This window comes from Lapidilactobacillus achengensis, from assembly GCF_003946655.1.
Classification (GTDB): domain Bacteria; phylum Bacillota; class Bacilli; order Lactobacillales; family Lactobacillaceae; genus Lapidilactobacillus; species Lapidilactobacillus achengensis.
On the sequence record NZ_RHOV01000014.1, the window covers coordinates 36948 to 56620 of the forward strand.

A 19673-nucleotide genomic window follows, 5' to 3' on the forward strand; every position below is an offset into this window, starting at 1 on the left:
TTGCGTCCCCACCAAACCCGCCAGATCTACAGTCAAGCGCAGGTTCAGAATAAGAACCCAACGCCTAAATCAATTTCAAACAACGCCCACCACTTTACAAAATAGCGTGAGATACCCCTTATTTATCTTAACGCAATTCAACTGGTTAAATGGTAATCTTTTGTGAATATTTATGAGGGGTTTTCGCAAAAAAGGCATAAAATGAGAGCGATTGGCAGATTGACAGCGACAAAGCGTGGCGAATTGAAGGCGAGCGGTAAATCGTCGAATCAGAATCACTTGCGGGAACCGGGAGCTGACCCTTGAGCACGAAATAAGATGAGCCAGGTTCGAAATTTACCTGAGGAACCGAGGGACAGGTGGCTGGAAAGGCCGGATCAGCGCGAGCCAATGGGTTGACTGAGATAGGTTGATCGCGAAATTTTGTGGGCAAGGTCCGTTTCGCGGCAGGAGATAATGTGATACGATAATCATGATCGGCGAACCGATCAACCGGCGCGGCTTCGTTGCCGCCGGAAACAGCTAGCTGATCGGTGCGGTATCGGGCAGGCAAGGGAAAGGTGGACGAAAGTAATGGCTAAGCGCATCGGCGCGGATTTTGTGGTGGGATTGATTGTTTTCACGCTGTGGTTTGTATCGGGCTTGGTTTGGTTCTGGCTCACCAACGGAACCGTGGTCGGCAAAGTTTTATCCAGCTTCGGTGTGGCCGCGGTCATCGGCGGCATCACTTTTGTTGTCGAATTGTTCATTCGAGAAAAATAAAACGATGCCCGCTGGTCGTTAAATTGTCCCAAGTAATCAGAGGATATAAATAACGCAAAGGTAAATGGAATTGAACTTTCCATTTTGCCTTTGCGTTTTAGTTTGCTGCCGCGAGTGTGCATGAATTGCGAGTTCTATTCTTGAACCTGCGCTTGATTACAGAAGAGTAGGGTGTTGCGCGTGAGCGCAACCGGCTGGGACTGCTGTTGCGGACTGGAAACGTGCTCACCGACCCAGCTCCCTGCGCTTAGCTACGCAACTATTCCGGAGGCACAAACCGGCCTCCAAAATAGTTGCTAGGCTAATGCTCAGGAGCTACCCGGGTCGGTTCGCACTCTGTTTCGAACGTGGTGGGCGTCGTTTGGAGCCAATCCGCAAAGTGCGCGGCTTGTCTTCAAATCGAGCCTTGTCCTAAGCGGCAAAGCCGCCAAGGACAATTTCACCACTGAAACGTGTTCGCCGACCTAGCTTCTTCCGCTTAGCTACGCAACTATTCCGGAGGCACAAACCAGCCTCCAAAATAGTTGCTAGGCTAATGCTCAGAAGCTGACAAGGTCGGCTCTCACTCTGGATAGAGCCGCGCAGTCCCAGCCGGTTGCTGAACAGAATTGCGGTTATCTGCAATCGAAGTGAAGGATTTGACGAAGTGGGTTTGCAAGTGTGGTGGTCAAAAAATTGCCTTTTTGGGGTGGTATGACAATACCAACTGATTAGGATTAGGAGGTCGGGACACTTTGCGAGGCTGAACATCTCTACTCACTTTTTTAACAATCCATTGGTTGAAACTTACCGATATTCAGTTGATTCGCCAAAATTTTGTCCGAGTTCATCAGGCAGACTGTACTGATGTCACCAATTTAAAGCTTGTAACCACTAACCACGGCCGTCAATTGCGGGAATCCCCATCAATTGACCATAGCTGGCCAGTCGGCGTGTGTGCTCAAACGGCTGTTAAAATGTTGAGCTGCTGGAGCGAAGCGTGGCGTTGGTGGGCTGTTTACTAGTTGGCGGAAGGTCGGGCTGGGGGTGAGTCAGCCGCGATATTATTGTTGGCGATTTATCGCCTACAATAAGGCCGAGCTTGAAGATTTTCGGCGATTTTCCGAAAAGCTTCAAGTCGTGCCCGCAGCGTTCCACCACCCCCAGCCCGACCTGGAGCACCACCATATCTGCCAACCACCAACACCATGCGTAGCGCAAGCTGCGACCAACCTACTTTGGAGAAGTAAATCAACATCACGCAAGGTAAAAAGCGTTAGGCATCACGCACAGCGGCCAACCCGTCCACATCCAGCAAGTTGACAGTTTTGCCCTGCCGCCGCAATAACTGCTCGTCCTCAAAAATCTTGAACTTACGAGAGATCGTCTCCGGCGTTGTGCCCAAGAAACTGGCCAACTCCTTCAATTTCATTGGCAACGTGACCTGTTCTGTCTCATCAACCTTCGCCAGATCCAATAAATAAGTCGCTAGCCGTTGCTCGATCAAATCATGGTTCAATAACTGATTTTGCCGCTCCAACGCGTCGATTTTATTGGCGTTGCTTTGTAATAGTTTCCAAGCGATACTGGGATAACGCTCCAAAAGAGGCTGGAAATCTTGCGCTTGCAGTACGCAAAAATTGGCGTTTTTCAACGTCTCAACGTACAGATCCTGATTGGTGATCCCAAACAGGTTCTTCTCACCTTCGAAATCGCCAGCCTCTAGGACCCGCAATAATTGTTCCTTGCCATTGGCGGCCAGTTGGTAGACCTTGGCCGCGCCTTGGGCCAGGATCACCAGCTGTTTGGGCGTGTTCGGCCCCAGCGCGATCTCGCCCTTGGTTAGATGATGATGCTTGACCAACGCCGAAACCCGCACCAATTCCTCATGGTCTAGCTGGGTAAAAATCGGCACGATCTCCGCGCAAACGTGTTCTGTCATTGACGGTGTCACCTCACTGATAATTTAGCGTTGGATAAAACGCTTCGTGCGACTTGATTTTGGCTCTCTCGGCTGAGCATCGCAAGCTTTGATCCAAAAACGAAGCCGCGTGGTTGTTTGTTGTTTGTTGTTTGTTGTTTGTTATATGGAGCTTTTCGCTCAGTCGATTTTGGTACTGGCAATATTATAACCGAGATCGGTGACCACCTGCGCCAATTTGGCCGCCGTCGTGGTCTGCGTGTTGAACTGGAGCTCCAGTTCGTTCTTTTCGAAAAGGGCGCCGACCTCGCCAACGCCGGACTGCTCTTCCAGTTGTGCTTGAATATGCTCGAAACAAGCTGGACAGGCCAGCGGTTCCAATGTAATTGTTAATTTCGCCATTCTGATTGCCTACTTTCCACTACTATTCTAGTCTACATCAAGCGAATCGGTAAATAATTGATCTCGATCAAGTTTCCACCGGAAATCAGGGGCGGGGATGACGGTGTTAATACGGAAAATTAACCCCAATCCCTCGCTTTTTTCGGAATTGCGAATTTGGGTCTTTCTGTTATAATGAAGATATAAAAAGAGCAGTCGTTGGTTCGACTGCTCCCCAGCTCCGTGAAAACACGGTGACTTGATTATTTGTTTAAAATAACCGCGATACTGTCAAGAGTTGGACGCGGTTATTTTTTTTGACCTAATTTAATCAGATCAATCGCGAGCTGAACGGCCTGAACAACAAAAATTCCAGCCATGAACAACAAGACGATGACATCCTTAACGGACATCAGACTACTCCTTTCTCCAGATTTACGATTTTTTCTGTTCGTTCGATGAAATGTTGCGTGTTTTTTTGTGATTTCTCTAAGTTGCGAATTTGGGTTCATCTGTTATAATGAAGATGTAAAAAGAGCAGTCGTTGGACCGACTGCTCTCCAGGGCCGTGAAAACACGGTGACTGATTATTTTGTTGCAAAATAACCGCGACTTGGTCAGAAGTTGGACGCGGTTATTTTTTTTGACCTAATTTAATCAGATCAATCGCGAGTTGAACGGCCTGAACGACGAACGTTCCCGCCATGAACAACAAGACGATGACATCCTTGATGGACATCAGACTACTCCTTTCTCCAGATTTACGACCCAGAAATGATCGTATTGGTCATAGGACCACAACCTTTCGAATCAGATTAGCCACCGCATCAACTTACCCTGTGACACCTAGTCTATCAGCTAATGGATAGAAAAGGAACAGACAGATTTACAATTTTGTCTGTTCGTGCGGTGGGATGTCGGTTTTTGTGCTTTCTCTAAGTTGCGAATTTGGGCCTTTCTGTTATAATGAGGATGTAAAAAGGGCAGTCGCGCCAACGACTGCTCTCTAGGGCCGTGAAAACACGGTGACTGGTTGTTACTTAAATAACCGCAACTTGGTCAGAAGTTGGACGCGGTTATTTTTTTGACCTAATTTAATCAGATCAATCGCGAGCTGAACGGCCTGAACAACAAAAGTTCCGACCATGAACAACAAGACGATGACATCCTTAACGGACATCAGACTACTCCTTTCTCCAGATTTACGATTCTCTCTGTTCGTTCGATGAAATGTTGCGTGTTTTTTTGTGATTTCTCTAAGTTGCGAATTTGGGTTCATCTGCTATAATGAAGATATAAAAAGAGCAGTCGCGCCAACGACTGCTCCCCAGGGCCGTGAAAACACGGTGACTGATTATTTGTTCAAAATAACCGCAACTTTGTCAAAAGTTTGGATGCGGTTATTTTTTTTGACCTAATTTGACTAGATCAATCGCGAGCTGAACGGCCTGAACGACGAACGTTCCGGCCATGAACAACAAGACGATGACATCCTTGACGGACATCAGACTACTCCTTTCTCCAGATTTACGACCTAAGAATGATCGTATTGGCCATAAGACCACAACCTTTCGAATCAGATTAGTCACCGCATCAACTTACCCTGTGACACCTAGTCTATCAGTTAGTATGTGGAAAAGAAACAGACAGATTTGAGATTTTCTCTGTTCGTTCGATGAAATGTTGCGTGTTTTTGTGTGATTTCTCTAAGTTGCAGATTTGGGTTCATCTGCTATAATGAAGATATAAAAAGAGCAGTCGTTGGTCCGACTGCTCCCCCAGGGCCGTGAAATCACGGTGACTGATTATTTTTTACAAAAATAACCACGACTTGTCAGAAGTTAGACGCGGTTATTTTTTTTGACCTAATTTGACTAGATCAATCGCGAGCTGAACGGCCTGAACGACGAACGTTCCGGCCATGAACAACAAGACGATGACATCCTTAACGGACATCAGACTACTCCTTTCTCCAGATTTACGACCTAGAAATGATCGTATTGGTCATAGGACCACAACCTTTCGAATCAGATTAGTCACCGCATCAACTTACCCTGTGACACCTAGTCTATCAGTTAATATGTAGAAAAGGAACAGACAGTTTTGCGATTTTGTCTGGTGCGGTGGGTGAGACTGTTGGTGGTTTTTCGTAATTTTTCTAAGTTGCGAATTTGGGTTCATCTGCTATAATGGAGATATAAAAAGAGCAGTCGTTGGACCGACTGCTCCCCAGGGCCGTGAAAACACGGTGACTGATTATTTTAGTTAAAAAATAACCATAACTCTGTCAAAAGTTGAGTGGTTATTTTTTTTGACCTAATTTGACTAGATCAATCGCGAGTTGGACAGCCTGAACAACAAAAGTTCCGGCCATGAACAACAAGACGATGACATCCTTAACGGACATCAGACTACTCCTTTCTCCAGATTTACGATTTTTTCTGTTCGTTCGATGAGATATTGGTGGTTTTTCGTGATTTCTCTAAGTTGCGAATTTGGATTCATCTGCTATAATGAAGATATAAAAAGAGCAGTCGCGACAACGACTGCTCCCCAGGGTCGTGAAAACACGGTGACTGGTTGTTACTTAAATAACCGCAACTTGGTCAGAAGTTGGACGCGGTTATTTTTTTTGACCTAATTTAATCAGATCAATCGCGAGCTGAACGGCCTGAACGACGAACGTTCCAGCCATGAACAACAAGACGATGACATCCTTGACGGACATCAGACTACTCCTTTCTCCAGATTTACGACCTAGAAATGATCGTATTGGCCATAAGACCACAACCTTTCGAATCAGATTAGTCACCGCATCAACTTACCCTGTAATATCTAGTCTATCAGCTAATATGCGGAAAAGGAACAGACAGATTTGCGATTTTGGCTGTTCGTTCAAGAAGTTGCGTGTTTTTTTGTGATTTCTCTAAGTTGCGAATTTGGGTTCATCTGCTATAATGAAGATATAAAAAGAGCAGTCGCTACAACGACTGCTCCCCAGGGCCGTGAAAACACGGTGACTTGGTTATTGCTTAAATAACCGCGATACTATCATAGGTTGAACGCGGTTATTTTTTTTGACCTAATTTAATCAGATCAATCGCGAGTTGAACAACCTGAACAACAAAAGTTCCGGCCATGAACAACAAGACGATGACATCCTTGACGGACATCAGACTACTCCTTTCTCCAGATTTACGACCTAAGAATGATCGTATTGGCCATAAGACCACAACCTTTCGAATCAGATTAGTCACCGCATCAACTTACCCTGTGACACCTAGTCTATCAGCTAATGGAAAGAAAAGGAACAGACAGATTTACGATTTTGGCTGTTCGTTCAAGAAGACGCTGATAAATTTTTGTGATTTCTCTAAGTTGCGAATTTGGGTTCATCTGCCATAATGAAGACATCGAAAGAGCAGTCGCGACAAAGACTGCTCCCCAGGACCGTGAAAACACGGTGACTGAATGTTACTTAGATAACCGCAACTTGGTCAGAAGTTGGACGCGGTTATTTTTTTACCACAATATCCACCATGCCAATAATTCTTCAACAAAAAAACCGATCGTCATCGGCGCTACTTGGCCAGATGACGATCGGTTTTTTTTGAAGCCCAATTTCGTTACCGTCTGTTCGTTAAATCGTTGCATCGCTAAATCCGTGGATCGTCGAATCAGTGAACTCTCAAATTGCTGGGTCGTTTGATCGTCGAATCATGAAGCGACTCAAATTGCCGCTTCAGCACTTTGGCCTTGAATTACTTGAACCAGCCGCTGATGGTTTGCCAGAGGCTTTGGAAGAATTTGCCTAGTTGGTCACCGATTTTCTGGAGGAAATTGCGGTTTTCTTCGGTGTCTAATTTGTTGAAAATCGATTTGGCGTTAGTCTGGATGTTGCTGATCAGTTTGCTGGCTTGTTCCTTGAAACCGGCCGAATCAAGGGCGCCCGAATCGCGGATCTTGACCAACATGTTGATGATCTGGGTCTTTTGATTGTCGGTGATGATGTTGATGATGCCGTTGTTGGTCAGCTGATTATTGACGATGGTGGTGATGTCGCCGGTGGAAATGTTGCTGCCTTTCTCGGCCATCTCTTTCTTGGCGGCGGCGACGGCGTTGTTCAGTTGGGCGTCGGAGTAACCGTCTTTATCTTTATTGGCACTGTTGATGTCGCTGAGGGTGGACATTTCTTCCTGAGCGGCGGTCACTTGGCTTTGATTGAGCGTGTTGCCGGTGGAAGCGTAAGCGGCGTAAACACCGGCCAGTGCGCCTGAACCGTCGATCGGGGTCGCGGAGGTGACGTAAATATTCGCGTCAGTCACGCCGGCGGTCAAGGCCGCGTTTTTGTACTGGTCGGCGGTGATGGTCGTGATGTTGTTGCGCCCATTATAATTGAGGATCTGCACATTGATCCCGGTTCCGGTCGCCGTTTTCTCGATCAGGGCGCTGGACCAAACGCCAGAACTGGTGGTAAAAGTTGAACCAGAAGGATTGAGATACTTGACCAAAGTCGCGCCGTTAACGGTGATCGTTTGATAGTTGCCGCTGATTTTGGCGGTCAAGGTGTCAATCGTGCCTTGCTTTTGCGCCGCGGTCAGTGAGGTGCCCAGAGTCAGGACCGGTTCCGTCCAAGTGGCGCTACTGCTGCCGTCCGCCGCCAGCACGGTTTGGTGGTTGGCGTGACTGAAGCCGACTGCCGCGCCGACTAAGAGCGTCAAGCCCATGGTTGCGATGATTTTCTTCAAGAATGATTTCATGATCGAACCTCGTTTTTCATTTAATAATTGCTAGCTCCATTATACCAAGCCCGCCGCGGCTCGCCCAATCATTCCCGCTCATCTTAACCATCCCTTAAGCAAAATCAGTCCTGCGACGGAGACCGGGCGCGGCTTCTAGCGACGAGCGGGCCAGCAGCTTAAGCAACGAGTGATCCAGCGGCTTAAATAACGGGCGGTCCAGCAGCCTAAATAACTCGCTCGCCACTGAGAAAAATAAATTATTTGGCCGCCAGCCTGTTTTCCAGCGAAATCGTCGGAACAATGTGTTAAAATAAATACAATGTAACCGCTTTAATAATTGGTACGCTTCAGGAAGGGTCAGTGGGATGATGAAAATGTTACGGCGCTTGGTGATCACGGTGGTGGGGACTTTTATGATTGGGTTGGGCATCGCCTTGTTGGTGGATTCTGGGGTCGGCATCGATCCGCTCAGTACCTTTCTGGCTGGCGTGCAAACCTTCATTCCTTGGTCCTTGGGCAATCTGATCGTCGCGTTCAACGTGATCATGTTGATCGTGCTGTTCTTCCTGGATCGGCGGCTGTTAGGCGTTGGCAGTGTGATCAACGCCACCTGCGTCGGACTGACCGTGGACTTGTTGACTGGCTTTAACGCCTTCATCACCGCTCAAAACTGGCCCAGCCTGATCCTCAGTTTACTGGGCATCTTCTTCCTCGGATCGGGCTCGGCGATCTACATGTATGGGCGGCTGGGCTACGGCGCGTTGGAAGGCCTGATGATGTTCGGCAGCACCCGGCTACACTGGCCCGTGCGCTGGACTCGCATCGCCATGGACGTGATCTTCATTATTCTCGGCATCCTGATGGGCGCCAACTACGGCTACGGCACCATTCTCAGCGCGCTGCTCGTCGGCCAAGTCATCGGCCTCTGGCGCCAAATCATCACCGCGAAGCAACGACGCGGCGGTGTGGTTGTGAAGGATGGCGAATGACGGGGGGAACGACCAACAAAAAAAGATTTTTTCATGAAAAATGGAGAGATAACCAGTGTCAGCAAGTGGTTCCCAGCTTCGGGTAAAGGGCTGGCAAAATTGGTAAAAAATTCACCTTGACTAGAATAAGTCCCGTGTTATAATACAGTTGAGTTTATTATTGGGGAATAAAAGGTACATGTAAATTGAACCCGGAATGTTGATTTAACGGCGCTTTCGGGAGATGCAAAGGATATGATTGGCGGGGGAATTGTTACGTTCCCCGCCAAAATCCCCGCCAAGTTTGGGCCGATTGAGGGCTGAGTTGGCGGGGATTTTTTTGTTTAACTCAAATCTACGAAAAAAGCGATACATGTATCTATCTGGAGGCAGTCTATTTTTGTGCAGTCTATGTTGGGCAGTTCATTGAGTTCCTAATTTATAATTGATATACTTGGACAAGGGACTACACGACCGACGATGTCTATCGTCAAAATAGCACCATAATAGAGGAGCTTACTGATGAACGAAGCGGGGAAAAAAGAATTCCCAAAATTGCAAGAACAAGTTAGCCGGGGTGTTGAGACACTCCCAAGAACAGTCTGTTATCTTATGAGTGGTTCATTGTTTAGCTTACGTGTTGTGCTGAACGCCGAGTCCGGCGCACTTCGGTCTCAAAACACTCCTAGGGGCTACGGTAGTCTAGCTTTCTCCGGGGAAGCCCGTTAAGACGGTCTTGGGTAGCCAGCACCTGGCTGGGACTAACATCATCCAGCGACTCGCCTTTTGGGTAGTCACGTCTAATCATGCGATTGTGGGCCTTGTTGGAGCCGCGATCGCATGAGGTGTATGAATGCGCGTAGAAGATGTCTGTATCTGTATCCTCAAAGGCCTTATTCAGAGTCGAGAACTCCGGGCCATTGTCTGCGGTAATCGTGCGCAGACAGTCACCCCACTCAAGCTTGATTTCTCGTAACGCAAACTCCACAGAGTCCGAGTCTCGGCCGTCGATCAGTCGGAGAAGTTGGCAACGAGTCTTCCGCTCAATCAGGCTAAGGATGACGCTCTCACGGCCATTGCGTTTCCCGACAACGGTATCCATCTCCCAATGTCCGAACTGCTTGCGGCGTTCGACAGCCTTAGGACGCTTCTCAATACTGCGGCCGGCTAGGCGCTTATGCTTAGTGCTCTTGTGTTGCTTGGTCCGCCGATTTGCCTTCTCCACGAGATCGATGTTTCGAATTTCTAAGCGTTGATCATCGATGTAGCGATATAAAGTGGTTGTGCACACCATCTCCTCAGGGGTGAATAGCTTGGCTCGCCGTGCGGCGCCAACGGCTGCATCAGGCGACCAGTGTTCAGTCTTGGCCTGATTAACATACCAGGCCAGGAAGTGGCTTGTAGCGGCGATTTTATCCGGCCTATGACAATTCAGACGTGCGGTCTCATAGCGCGTCTGAGCAGCTTCAGGACTATATTCCGTATGATAGATTAGTTTGCCATTAATGCCATTAATGCGCTTAGCCTGCTTGACAGTCCCTCGGTCAATCTCATTATTGATGGTTTGATGGCAGACGCCAATTTTGGCAGCAATTTCGCGTTTGGAGGTGCCGGTGGCGTAAAGTTCTGCAATTCTACCGCGTTCCATTTGAGACAAATGATGACCTGGTTGACGACGTGTGATATCCTGTTCATGCATCAGGACAATACCTCTTTCATTGTTTGTGTTGGAACTTCAATGATACAGGATATCTGTTCTTGATGTTTTTTATTTTCCAAAAAATTTTGAGACAGTGGCTAACTTGATTCTAAAATGCGCGCCGAAATCTTGACATAAGAACCTTATTACCAAGGCGTCAAAGTTGTATCAAATTAACTACAAAGTTACTGGGGATTCGTCATTTACGGCAGCCTAGTTCAGCATTCACTAGCACAACGGGTTGTGGTTATGTTATTAAGCGTATATAAATAAACATTTTTTAGTAGAGGTGACAATATGTTTTTAGCTTGGAATGAAATAAAACATGCTAAATTAAGATATAGCTTGGTAATGGGCGTAATGTTCTTAATCGCCTATTTGGTGTTTTTCTTGACAGGACTTGCTTATGGACTTGCACAAGACAATCGAACAGCTATTGATAAATGGCAGGCAGATACGATTTTATTGAGTAAAGAAGCCAATTCAAATTTAAATATGTCAATGATTGCCAGAAAGGAATTAGACAATGTAGATGCCAAAAATAAAGCCTTACTTGCACAAACACCTGGCGTAATCGTTGACAATTCTTCAGAAGATAATGAAAAAATTGACGTTAGTTTTTTGGGGATTGAGGCAGACAGCTTCTTAGCACCTAAAATAGTTGAGGGAAAGATGTTTGCTTCAAATGATGAAGTGGTTGCTGATAGTAGTGTGAAGGAGCAATACGGCATTAAAATAGGTGATGAGCTTTCGCTTTCGGGGAATGAAAAAAAGCTCACAGTAGTTGGTTTTACAGAAAATGCAAAATTTAGCGTTTCACCAGTGTTATACACGAGCATTAACGCGTTTCAAGAAATTCGCTTTGAAAAAGAGGATACGAGTGAGAATGCGCGAATCAACGGCATTGTGATTAGGGGACCTCTTGCCGCATATCCTGATGATTTAGAAAAAATTTCAGTGGGCAATTTCATCAATGATTTACCAGGGTACAGTGCACAAGTACTTACTTTTGGCTTTATGATTGGGTTTCTTATTGTTATTGCGGCAATTGTTATTGGTATTTTTGTGTATGTCTTGACCATGCAAAAGCAAAAAATATTTGGCGTCATGAAGGCACAAGGAATTTCGAGCGGCTACATTGCTAAATCTGTCATTGTTCAAACATTCTTATTGGCTTTTGTGGGTGTTGTAATAGGTGCTTTAACAAGTATTTTGACATCTTTTCTATTGCCAGCCGCGGTTCCGTATCAAAATAATTACTTATTTTTGATAGGTGTTAGTATTTTGATGCTATTGTTCGCAGTTTCAGGTGCGTTATTCTCAGTTAGGACGATTGTAAAGATCGATCCTCTAAAGGCGATAGGTTAGGAGTGATAGTGTGAGCGCAATAGAATTCATTGATGTTAAAAAACAGTTCAAAGACGGCGACACAACAATCGAAGCATTAAAAACAACAAATTTCAAAGTTGAAAAAGGCGAATTTGTCGCAATAATTGGCCCTTCTGGTTCAGGAAAAAGTACCTTTCTTACGCTTGCAGGGGGACTACAGTCACCTACTGAGGGTCAAGTTAAAATCAACGGTGAAAACTTTAGTGAAGAAAAAGAAAAAACGCGGGCCAAGTTGAGGTTTAAAAAAATTGGCTTTATCTTGCAAGCTTCAAATTTGATTCCGTTTTTAAGTGTCGAAAATCAGCTGAAATTGGTCGATAAAATTAGTAGCAAGGAACAGCACTTATCGAAAGATAAATTATTTAATCAACTAGGAGTTTCTAAGTTGGTAAAAAAATATCCAGAGGAATTGTCAGGCGGAGAACGTCAGCGTGTGGCGATTGCACGTGCGTTATATAATGATCCTACAATTATTTTGGCAGATGAACCAACCGCTAGCTTGGACTCAGAACGAGCTTTTGAAGTTGTAGAAATTTTGGCTAAAGAATCAAAGGAAAAAAACAAAGCGATCATCATGGTGACACACGATATTCGCTTGGTTCAGTACTGTGACCGGATTATTGAAATTAGAGATGGGCTGATGGTTGAAAAAGATGCGGAAAAAATAAAGCAAAAATATGCCCGTGAAGAAGACAATGAAAATTAGAAAAATTAGAAAAAATAAAAACTATGCACGACAGATAACTTTCCAAACTAGAATTGTTGGATTAAGCAAATCAGTGTCGTGGATAGTTTTTTATTGATTTAACCACTCATCTATTCGGTGTGTTGATTCTGTGTATATAGTAAAACCCGTTGTGCTAGTTAATTTAAAACGCGCATTTTAGAATCAAGTTAGCCACTGTCTCAAAATTTTTTGGACAATAAAAAACATCAAGAACAGATATCCTGTATCATTGAAGTTCCTACACAAACAATGGAAGAGGATATTGTCTTGATGCAGAAACAGGATAGCACACACCGCCAAAAAGGTCAGCACTTAACATCACTCGAGCGCGGAAAAGTGGCCGGATTCCGCCAAGCTGGGAAGTCCAATCGTTGGATTGCTGCTGAAATTGGCGTCTGCCCGCAGACCATTAATAATGAAATCAAGCGAGGTACAGTAGATCAGGTCAAGAAGAGTAATGGCAAGCGCGTCTACCATCGACAATACCTGACAGAGGCTGCTCAGGCACGTTACGAGACTGCACGCTTGAGCTGCCATCGTCCTGACAAGTTCGCCAGCGTACAGGTCTTCTTAGCCTGGTACGTACAGCGAGCTAAGCAGGACAAATGGTCGCCGGATGCTTCAATCGGCTATGCCAAGCGACACAAGCTGTTTACTCCTGAAGAGCTTGTTTGTGCCTCGACTTTGTATCAGTACATTGACGACCAACGCCTAGAGATTCGAAATATCGACCTGTTGGAGAAGACTAAGCGGAAGACCTCTCACCAGCACCACACCAAGGCTAAGCGCCTGGCTGGCCGCAGTATCGAGGAACGGCCTAAGGTCGTTGAACGACGCAGGCAGTTCGGTCACTGGGAGATGGATACCATTGTCGGTAAACGCAATGGCAAGGAGAGCGTCATCTTGACTCTGATTGAGCGCAAGACCCGTTGCCAACTTCTCCGCTTGATCGAAGGACGAGATGCAGACTCTGTGAGCTATGCATTGCGTGGAATCAAGCGCGAATAAGGAGCTTGCATCAAGACCATCACAGCCGACAACGGACCCGAGTTCACCGCCTTAAATACTGCTTTTGCTGGGACGGAAACTGAGATCTTCTACGCCCATCCTTACACGTCCTGCGACCGTGGCACCAACGAGGCACATAACCGGATGATCCGCCAGGACTTCCCTAAGGGCATGTCCCTAGATGACATTAGCCCTAGTCAAGTGCAGGCCACGCAAGACCGCTTGAATCAGTTGTCTCGCAAACAACAGGGCTACTGCACACCCCAGCAAAACTTTGAGGCCGAAGCTCGGCGCGTTCGCCGCATGGCCCAGTAGTCTCTCTAGCGCCACAACTTCTATTTGATAACGGCCTGTTCTGGGATTGTCCTCAACGACTGGCTAACTTGTTCTTGCAATTTACGGTCATTTTGCACCATGCAGCTGATATTGTTAGCGAGTGAATTTTCATAGCATGGCTTCGGGGCAGTAGTCACGTAATTCGGTAATGAACATTAAGATCCCGTTACAGTTCAACTTTCAGTTTCAAAACGCGTCCTACAAACCGTCTGTATATGTTGAGAGCGAAAGTTCTCACAGACCTTCCGGAAGGGTCTTGCAACGTACGCCGCCGTGCGCGGCGTGCAGCGCGAAAGCCGCTAGCGCGAGCGGTGGCGGTCAGCGTTAGCCGGCCGCCACAAGCCCCCGGTCTCTAATAGGGGGGCAAATATTAGAGACAAAATACACGTAAGTAGGACGAAAGCGCCGATGGCAAGCCACTTTGCGTAAGCAGAAAGGCGGCTTTGCTGTCAGGTTACTTCGAAAGGAGCTAACATGCTGAAAGATTTGAACTTAGTCGGCGGGATGACGAATACCGACTGGCTAAACCAGTTTCATGATGAGATGCGCACGCATAAGATTACTCAAGGTCAATTAGCGAAGACGGCTGCTTACAGTCGATCGCATTTGAATCAGTTGCTGACGGGGAATAAGCCGATTAACGAACAAGCACGGCTGCGGTTGACGTTAGCGCTGCGGTCACTGACCGGCCAGAACAACATTGACGTATGTATTGATTACTTGGGCGTCACATTCAAGTCGCACGACTATGAGGAAATGGTGACCGAACTGTTCCAGATTAACCTGAATCACTTTAATCTCAAAGAAGGTGCACGCTATGGTTACAGTGCCACTTTCAAATGTGGTGAAATCGACGTGTTGCTGTCACCGTATCAAGATGTCAATGCAGACGGCTATGATCCAAGCGAAGATAGCGGCACGATGATTGAGCTGAAGGGCCAAGGCTGCCGCTACGTTGAATCGTATTTGCGTCAGCAGAACAGAACTTGGTACGACTTCTTGGAGACCTGTATCGCCCTTGGCGGTCACTTCACACGCATTGACCTCGCTATCAATGATCGTAATGGTTTGCTCGACGTGCCAACTTTGATTGAGAAGTGTGACCGTGATGAATTCACCTCGCGCTTTCATGGCTTCCGAGATAATCGCACCAAGCAGTGGGCGGTGTCGGGCAGAACTTTGTATCTGGGGTCACCGCAAAGTGAGGTGTACTTCTGTATTTATGACAAGGCATTTGAGCAACACCAGAAGCACCCTGAGATTGCGATAGAAGACCAGCCGATACGCACGCGGTTTGAAGTCCGGCTACGTCGCAAACGCGCCGCTGCGGCAATTAAGAATTTGTTGGCAGAGCGGGATCCTGAGAAAGTTGTGTTCGGTATCATCAACCGTTATCTTCGCTTTTTGACGCCGAGCCACAAAGCCAAGAGTCAGTGGACGACAGATCCGCGTTGGGATGCTTTCATCGGCAATTATCGCGACAAGCTGCGACTGTCAACCAATCCTGAACCATTGAGTTACGCGCATATTACCCGTTGGCTCAAGAAGCAGGTCGCGCCATCGCTGAAGATGTTGCAGCTGATTGATCAGTACAACGGCACCACCGAGCTGAAGGCAATCATTGACGGCGGCAAGCTGACGCAGCGCCACTGGGATTTGATCCATCACTATCAGCACCACCGTAATGGCGTTTTGACGGATGCAGAACCAAGTGAGACATCAAAAAAGAGCGACTACGCCGACCAAAGCAAGTAGTCACTCTTCACAGATAAGATATGGGTTCTATCTGGTTTGATTATCTCACTTCAATCAACGAGAAGGAAGTGACGTAATTGGATAAGAGTTTTGTCTGCTATCAAGATCTGATGGCATTAGGATTTAAGCAGCATACTGCGCGCGATATCATTAGACAAGCGAAGCAAAGGATGGTACAAAAGGGTTATCCCTTGTATCTCAACCGAAACTTAGGGCGCGTACCGCGTTCTGTCGTTGAGTCCATTCTCGGATCACCGATGAATGGAGCTGTTGAGAATGAGTAAAACCAAATATCCAGGCGTGTTCATAGACGTCAAAGGTAACTTCTACTATGAAACCGAGTTAGGCACCGACAAGATGAGTGGTAAGCGCGTCCGCAAGAAAGGGCGGAAGGACAGTCAAGGAATGCCATTCAGCACCGCGTTTGCGGCGAACAAGGAACTGACGCGGGTGAAGCGTGAATATCATGAGGCGCATGGGTTTACGAACTTCCGCATGACTTACCGTCAGTTCATGAAGGACGCGTATATTCCAGCGTATAAGACCGATGTGGAGGAAAGCACCTTTGCTGTCCGCAATCGCAGTTTTGATATCTGTATCGCACGGTTTGGCGACCAGTTGCTGCGCGATATCGACATCACTGACGTGCAGAACTTCCGCACGTGGCTGCTCACGGATGAAAAGGACGGTGGTGCGGGCTACTCGCAAGGCTATGCTGGATTGGTGTTCGGCTGCTTCCGCAAGTCCCTCGATCACGCGGTGCAGATGCAGTATCTGTCCAGCAATGTGTCGAAGCGAGTCAAGGCGATTCCCAAGGCCAAAAGCAGCGTGCCGTTTTGGACGAAAGCCGAGTTTGAACAAGTTATCGCGCAAATTTGCATTAATGATATCTATGGGCATCTGAACTTCGTGATGTTGTGGCTGTACTTCCTGACTGGCGTGCGGATCAACGAAGGAACGGCGCTGTGGTGGCGGGATGTTGATCTCGCCAAGAAGCGGCTACACGTTGATCACATGCTGGTGATGAAGAACCGGCATGACTGGGAACGCCACGACTACACGAAGACAGACAGCGGCAAGCGCATCTTGACGCACGACGATGACACCGTGGCAATTCTGCGGCGTTGGCGTGCCGTACAGACAAGTTTCGGGCTGGGTGGGGTTGATGACTTCATCATGACCTACGACGGCTTGCCGATGACTAAATCGACGATTTCGCGGATTATCCACCGCTATGCCAAATTGGCACAGGTGCACCCAGTCGAAGGCAAAGGACTGCGCCACAGTCACGCGTCGTATCTCATCAATGAGTTCAACGTCTCGGTGCTGGTGTTATCTAAGCGCCTAGGGCATTCGTCGCCGGAGATTACGCTGAAGCACTACTCGCACTTGTGGGGCGGGCTGGATGCAGATATCGCGGAACAGATTGCGGGTAATATTACGATCAAAACGGCGGGTCAGAATCAGGTGCGGTTCGTGGGGAATCAGGCGGTGAAGTACGATCAACTAAGCCCCGCCAAACTCCCCGCCAAAACGGCAGTTGAAGCATAGAAAGCTAGTGGTGACGCGGGTTAGCGCCGCTGAAGATACGCTTGAATGGGAATAATAATTCAGTTATTTTTGACTATTGGGAAACTATTCATTGGGGTGGATATCAACATAATTGCGTGCACAACGCAACCGCCTTTTTGAGTGGTTGCGTTTTTTGTCATTCAATTCAGGGGGAGTTAACCATGAAACGAAAAACCAGTCTGTTTGTGCTATTGTTTTTAAGTCTTATTTTGGCGGTCGGTGGGACGAAGCGGGCCCAGCCAGTTCACGCCGTGGTTGTTCCGACACCACAAAGAGAGCCGGTGGATGCGGGCCCGACCAATTTCACTCCTGTGGAGGATGAGGATGAGAAAGTGACTGATCCAGATGACATTGATTCGTGGATGCCAGATAGGAACTTTCAGATTATTGTCCAGTACATGTTGAACCGTAAGATAGACAAGTCTTTTGTGACTAAGCCACGTGAGCAATGGCCATTTCCATATCCAGCTGATATTCAGCCGTCAATTCTTGAAGAGAAGCTAACTGGGGCACCGCTTGATTCTATGTGGACCGCCTTAGCGGACAAGAATGTACCGGTTAAATACGCCGAAGAATTTTACAATGCTTTTTTGGAAACCGAATCTTTTCAGGGAATTGAAAAAGCTGTAAATTTACAAAGTTTTGATTATCGTGCACCAATGGAGCAAGAGTTTTTCGATAAGATTAAGGTGGATTCATCTGTTCAGGTGGATTCATCTGTATTGAAACGGGGCAAATTGAGAAATGCTAATGCCTTAGCAAAATTGAATAATATTTCCAGCGTTAATCTTACAGTCATGAACACCGACCTATCTGACGTTTCAAAATTAAAAACAAAGTTCTCAGGCGGACAGTTTTCATTTAATCGAATTCGCGATTATTCGGGATTTTCTGCTAAAACATTTTTGACCGGCAACCAGATTATTTTACCTGTGGTGGAGATTCCAGCAGATCAAAAAGATGGCTATCAAACCAGCACCACGATCGAGTCATTGACGGGAATCGACGGGGAGCCAATCAAGCTGCTCCCGCAAGCGAACAACGATAAAACGTGGTTTATCCAAAATTATCGTCCGCTCACATCAGAAGGGACGATCCGAAAGCAACAAAGTGATGCTGATGGCGAGCTCAGTGCGGATGGGGAAAAGATCATCTGGTCCAATTTAAAAGAGCCAGAGGGCTACCTCGTCATGATGTTTGATCCTAAAAACACTGACGGCGGTTTGAAGAACTATTCGAGTGGTGTGGTTCGTCCCTATAGGATCAAGCAATCGGAACCCATCGCAACACACCTAAACGTCAATTTCGTCAGTCAGAGTACCAATGACGTGTTACACGACCCCTACCAACTCACGGGGAATGTCGGCGATGATTACGATTTGACGCAGAATCCTGACGTCAGTTCCATTGTGGCTGGTTTGAGTGCAAAGAAGTACTTGTTGACCGAGAAGCCAACCAATGAGACCGGGACACTGTCGGAATCGAATCCTGAAGTTAACTATGTCTTCAAAGAGGATCAAACCAGTATAGCGCTCAAAGAAAAGAACGTTGCGCTCACCACTGGCGCGACTTGGGATCCGCTGGCCAACGTTGCCAAGATCACCGATGAGGATGGGCAGACCGTCGATTTAACGCAAATTAGTCAGGATTCGAAGTTTAAGATTACGATCAGTCAGAATGGTGCGACAGTCGGGCAACTTGATCTGAGTCGACCGGGTACTTACCATTTGGTCTACACTTATGGGTCAGCGACGGCCGAGGCAGACGTGACGATTTCAAAGCCAACCGTCGTGCCGCCAGTGATCGATCACACCAGCTTGGAAGTTGTGCCCGCAACCACGATCAAGCAAGGCGCCGACTGGCAGGCCAAGGATAATTTTATCAGCGCGACTGACAACAACAACAAGCGCTTGACCTTTGAGCAGATCAACGTGCTGGGCACCGTGGACGTTAACCGGGTCGGCAAATACGAACTGACTTATCGCAATGGCAGAATCAGCCGGACGGTCGTGATTACCGTCGTTGCGGATGATGGTGGCAAGCCAGTGGATCCAGATAAGCCAACCAAACCTGAAAAACCAACTAAGCCTGAAAAACCAACGAAACCAAGTATCCCAACTGACCCGGTCAAACCAACCTTGCCCCAAACTGGTGGTGCGACCACTAAGAATCCGAAAAAGGCGACCTTACCACAAACGGGTGATCGGAAAAATCTGACGATGGTGGCAATGGGCTTGATTATCGTTTCCTTGCTTACCGGCGCGACGATCAAGTATCTCCGCACCGAGCGCCTTTGATCCAATCAGCAATCTATTGCGTCATCAAAAACACAAGCCAATCTGGTTTGTGTTTTTTTCTGGCGCTTATCCGACAACTATTGCCGCTGGACCTGGTTGTCAACGACCACGCTGCAGCCATAATGAAAATATAAACA

Annotated in this window: 16 protein-coding genes and 1 pseudogene; 10 read left to right on the forward strand and 7 right to left on the reverse strand. The window is 47.1% G+C overall.

Going from position 1 to position 19673, the window contains the following annotated elements; translation table 11 throughout:
• Positions 1-573: 573 nt before the first annotated feature.
• Complete coding sequence (locus EKM94_RS08390; RefSeq protein ID WP_125600349.1) at positions 574-762, forward strand: hypothetical protein; 189 nt, start codon at positions 574-576, stop codon at positions 760-762.
• A gap of 308 nt (positions 763-1070) precedes the next feature.
• Here EKM94_RS08390 and EKM94_RS12820 read toward each other — a convergent pair whose 3' ends face one another.
• The gene (locus EKM94_RS12820) at positions 1071-1205 is read right to left on the reverse strand and encodes a hypothetical protein (protein WP_263853241.1); all 135 of its coding nucleotides are present in this window, start codon (positions 1203-1205) and stop codon (positions 1071-1073) included.
• A 336-nt stretch (positions 1206-1541) separates the two neighbouring features.
• Here EKM94_RS12820 and EKM94_RS08395 point away from each other — a divergent pair, with 336 nt between their 5' ends.
• Positions 1542-1766, forward strand: coding sequence for a hypothetical protein (locus EKM94_RS08395; protein ID WP_125600352.1), 225 nt, complete (start codon positions 1542-1544; stop codon positions 1764-1766).
• Between the two features lie 251 nt (positions 1767-2017).
• Here the strand turns inward: EKM94_RS08395 and EKM94_RS08400 are convergent, their stop codons facing one another.
• From EKM94_RS08400 to EKM94_RS08410, 5 genes are all read right to left on the reverse strand, one after another.
• The gene (locus EKM94_RS08400) at positions 2018-2683 is read right to left on the reverse strand and encodes a Crp/Fnr family transcriptional regulator (protein WP_125600354.1); all 666 of its coding nucleotides are present in this window, start codon (positions 2681-2683) and stop codon (positions 2018-2020) included.
• A gap of 159 nt (positions 2684-2842) precedes the next feature.
• Positions 2843-3064: a cation transporter gene (locus tag EKM94_RS08405; RefSeq protein ID WP_125600357.1), complete on the reverse strand. Its 222-nt coding sequence runs from the start codon at positions 3062-3064 to the stop codon at positions 2843-2845.
• Positions 3065-4079: 1015 nt separating this feature from the next.
• The gene (locus EKM94_RS12430; RefSeq protein WP_164511166.1) at positions 4080-4223 is read right to left on the reverse strand and encodes a hypothetical protein; all 144 of its coding nucleotides are present in this window, start codon (positions 4221-4223) and stop codon (positions 4080-4082) included.
• A 1888-nt stretch (positions 4224-6111) separates the two neighbouring features.
• Positions 6112-6216: a putative holin-like toxin gene (locus tag EKM94_RS12630; RefSeq protein WP_225422195.1), complete on the reverse strand. Its 105-nt coding sequence runs from the start codon at positions 6214-6216 to the stop codon at positions 6112-6114.
• Between the two features lie 588 nt (positions 6217-6804).
• Positions 6805-7803 carry a DUF1002 domain-containing protein gene (locus tag EKM94_RS08410; RefSeq protein ID WP_125600360.1) on the reverse strand — a complete coding sequence of 333 codons (999 nt, stop codon included), beginning with the start codon at positions 7801-7803 and terminating at the stop codon, positions 6805-6807.
• Between the two features lie 347 nt (positions 7804-8150).
• On the opposite strand from EKM94_RS08410, the gene EKM94_RS08415 reads away from it, so the two are divergent.
• Complete coding sequence (locus EKM94_RS08415; protein WP_125600363.1) at positions 8151-8774, forward strand: YczE/YyaS/YitT family protein; 624 nt, start codon at positions 8151-8153, stop codon at positions 8772-8774.
• A gap of 664 nt (positions 8775-9438) precedes the next feature.
• Here EKM94_RS08415 and EKM94_RS08420 read toward each other — a convergent pair.
• Entirely contained in the window at positions 9439-10452 is a 1014-nt protein-coding gene (locus tag EKM94_RS08420) for an IS30 family transposase (protein WP_125600367.1), read from the reverse strand.
• 297 nt (positions 10453-10749) lie between these two features.
• On the opposite strand from EKM94_RS08420, the gene EKM94_RS08425 reads away from it, so the two are divergent.
• The 7 genes and pseudogenes from EKM94_RS08425 to EKM94_RS08455 all read left to right on the forward strand — a co-directional run bounded on the left by EKM94_RS08425 (position 10750) and on the right by EKM94_RS08455 (position 19536).
• Positions 10750-11820, forward strand: coding sequence for an ABC transporter permease (locus tag EKM94_RS08425; protein ID WP_125600371.1), 1071 nt, complete (start codon positions 10750-10752; stop codon positions 11818-11820).
• A gap of 10 nt (positions 11821-11830) precedes the next feature.
• Positions 11831-12547 carry an ABC transporter ATP-binding protein gene (locus tag EKM94_RS08430; protein WP_101398032.1) on the forward strand — a complete coding sequence of 239 codons (717 nt, stop codon included), beginning with the start codon at positions 11831-11833 and terminating at the stop codon, positions 12545-12547.
• 291 nt (positions 12548-12838) lie between these two features.
• Positions 12839-13891 (forward strand): annotated as a pseudogene (locus EKM94_RS08435) (IS30 family transposase).
• A 495-nt stretch (positions 13892-14386) separates the two neighbouring features.
• Positions 14387-15667, forward strand: coding sequence for a replication initiation factor domain-containing protein (locus tag EKM94_RS08440; protein ID WP_125600374.1), 1281 nt, complete (start codon positions 14387-14389; stop codon positions 15665-15667).
• 77 nt (positions 15668-15744) lie between these two features.
• Positions 15745-15951, forward strand: coding sequence for a DUF3173 domain-containing protein (locus tag EKM94_RS08445; protein ID WP_003575700.1), 207 nt, complete (start codon positions 15745-15747; stop codon positions 15949-15951).
• The gene (locus EKM94_RS08450) at positions 15944-17218 is read left to right on the forward strand and encodes a tyrosine-type recombinase/integrase (RefSeq protein ID WP_125600377.1); all 1275 of its coding nucleotides are present in this window, start codon (positions 15944-15946) and stop codon (positions 17216-17218) included. The genes EKM94_RS08445 and EKM94_RS08450 overlap by 8 nt, the downstream gene beginning before the upstream one ends.
• 182 nt (positions 17219-17400) lie before the next feature.
• On the forward strand, positions 17401-19536 hold the full coding sequence (locus EKM94_RS08455) for a bacterial Ig-like domain-containing protein (protein WP_125600380.1): 2136 nt from the start codon (positions 17401-17403) through the stop codon (positions 19534-19536).
• The last annotated feature ends 137 nt before the right edge of the window (positions 19537-19673 follow it).

Excerpts from the sequence above, each read along its gene's own strand:
- EKM94_RS08390 (WP_125600349.1), top strand. The coding sequence starts at position 574 with ATGGCTAAGCGCATCGGCGCGGATTTTGTGGTGGGATTGATTGTTTTC.
- EKM94_RS08400 (WP_125600354.1), bottom strand. The coding sequence starts at position 2,683 with ATGACAGAACACGTTTGCGCGGAGATCGTGCCGATTTTTACCCAGCTA.
- EKM94_RS08405 (WP_125600357.1), bottom strand. The coding sequence starts at position 3,064 with ATGGCGAAATTAACAATTACATTGGAACCGCTGGCCTGTCCAGCTTGT.
- EKM94_RS12430 (WP_164511166.1), bottom strand. The coding sequence starts at position 4,223 with ATGTCCGTTAAGGATGTCATCGTCTTGTTGTTCATGGTCGGAACTTTT.
- EKM94_RS12630 (WP_225422195.1), bottom strand. The coding sequence starts at position 6,216 with ATGTCCGTCAAGGATGTCATCGTCTTGTTGTTCATGGCCGGAACTTTT.
- EKM94_RS08410 (WP_125600360.1), bottom strand. The coding sequence starts at position 7,803 with ATGAAATCATTCTTGAAGAAAATCATCGCAACCATGGGCTTGACGCTC.
- EKM94_RS08415 (WP_125600363.1), top strand. The coding sequence starts at position 8,151 with ATGATGAAAATGTTACGGCGCTTGGTGATCACGGTGGTGGGGACTTTT.
- EKM94_RS08420 (WP_125600367.1), bottom strand. The coding sequence starts at position 10,452 with ATGCATGAACAGGATATCACACGTCGTCAACCAGGTCATCATTTGTCT.
- EKM94_RS08425 (WP_125600371.1), top strand. The coding sequence starts at position 10,750 with ATGTTTTTAGCTTGGAATGAAATAAAACATGCTAAATTAAGATATAGC.
- EKM94_RS08440 (WP_125600374.1), top strand. The coding sequence starts at position 14,387 with ATGCTGAAAGATTTGAACTTAGTCGGCGGGATGACGAATACCGACTGG.
- EKM94_RS08450 (WP_125600377.1), top strand. The coding sequence starts at position 15,944 with ATGAGTAAAACCAAATATCCAGGCGTGTTCATAGACGTCAAAGGTAAC.
- EKM94_RS08455 (WP_125600380.1), top strand. The coding sequence starts at position 17,401 with ATGAAACGAAAAACCAGTCTGTTTGTGCTATTGTTTTTAAGTCTTATT.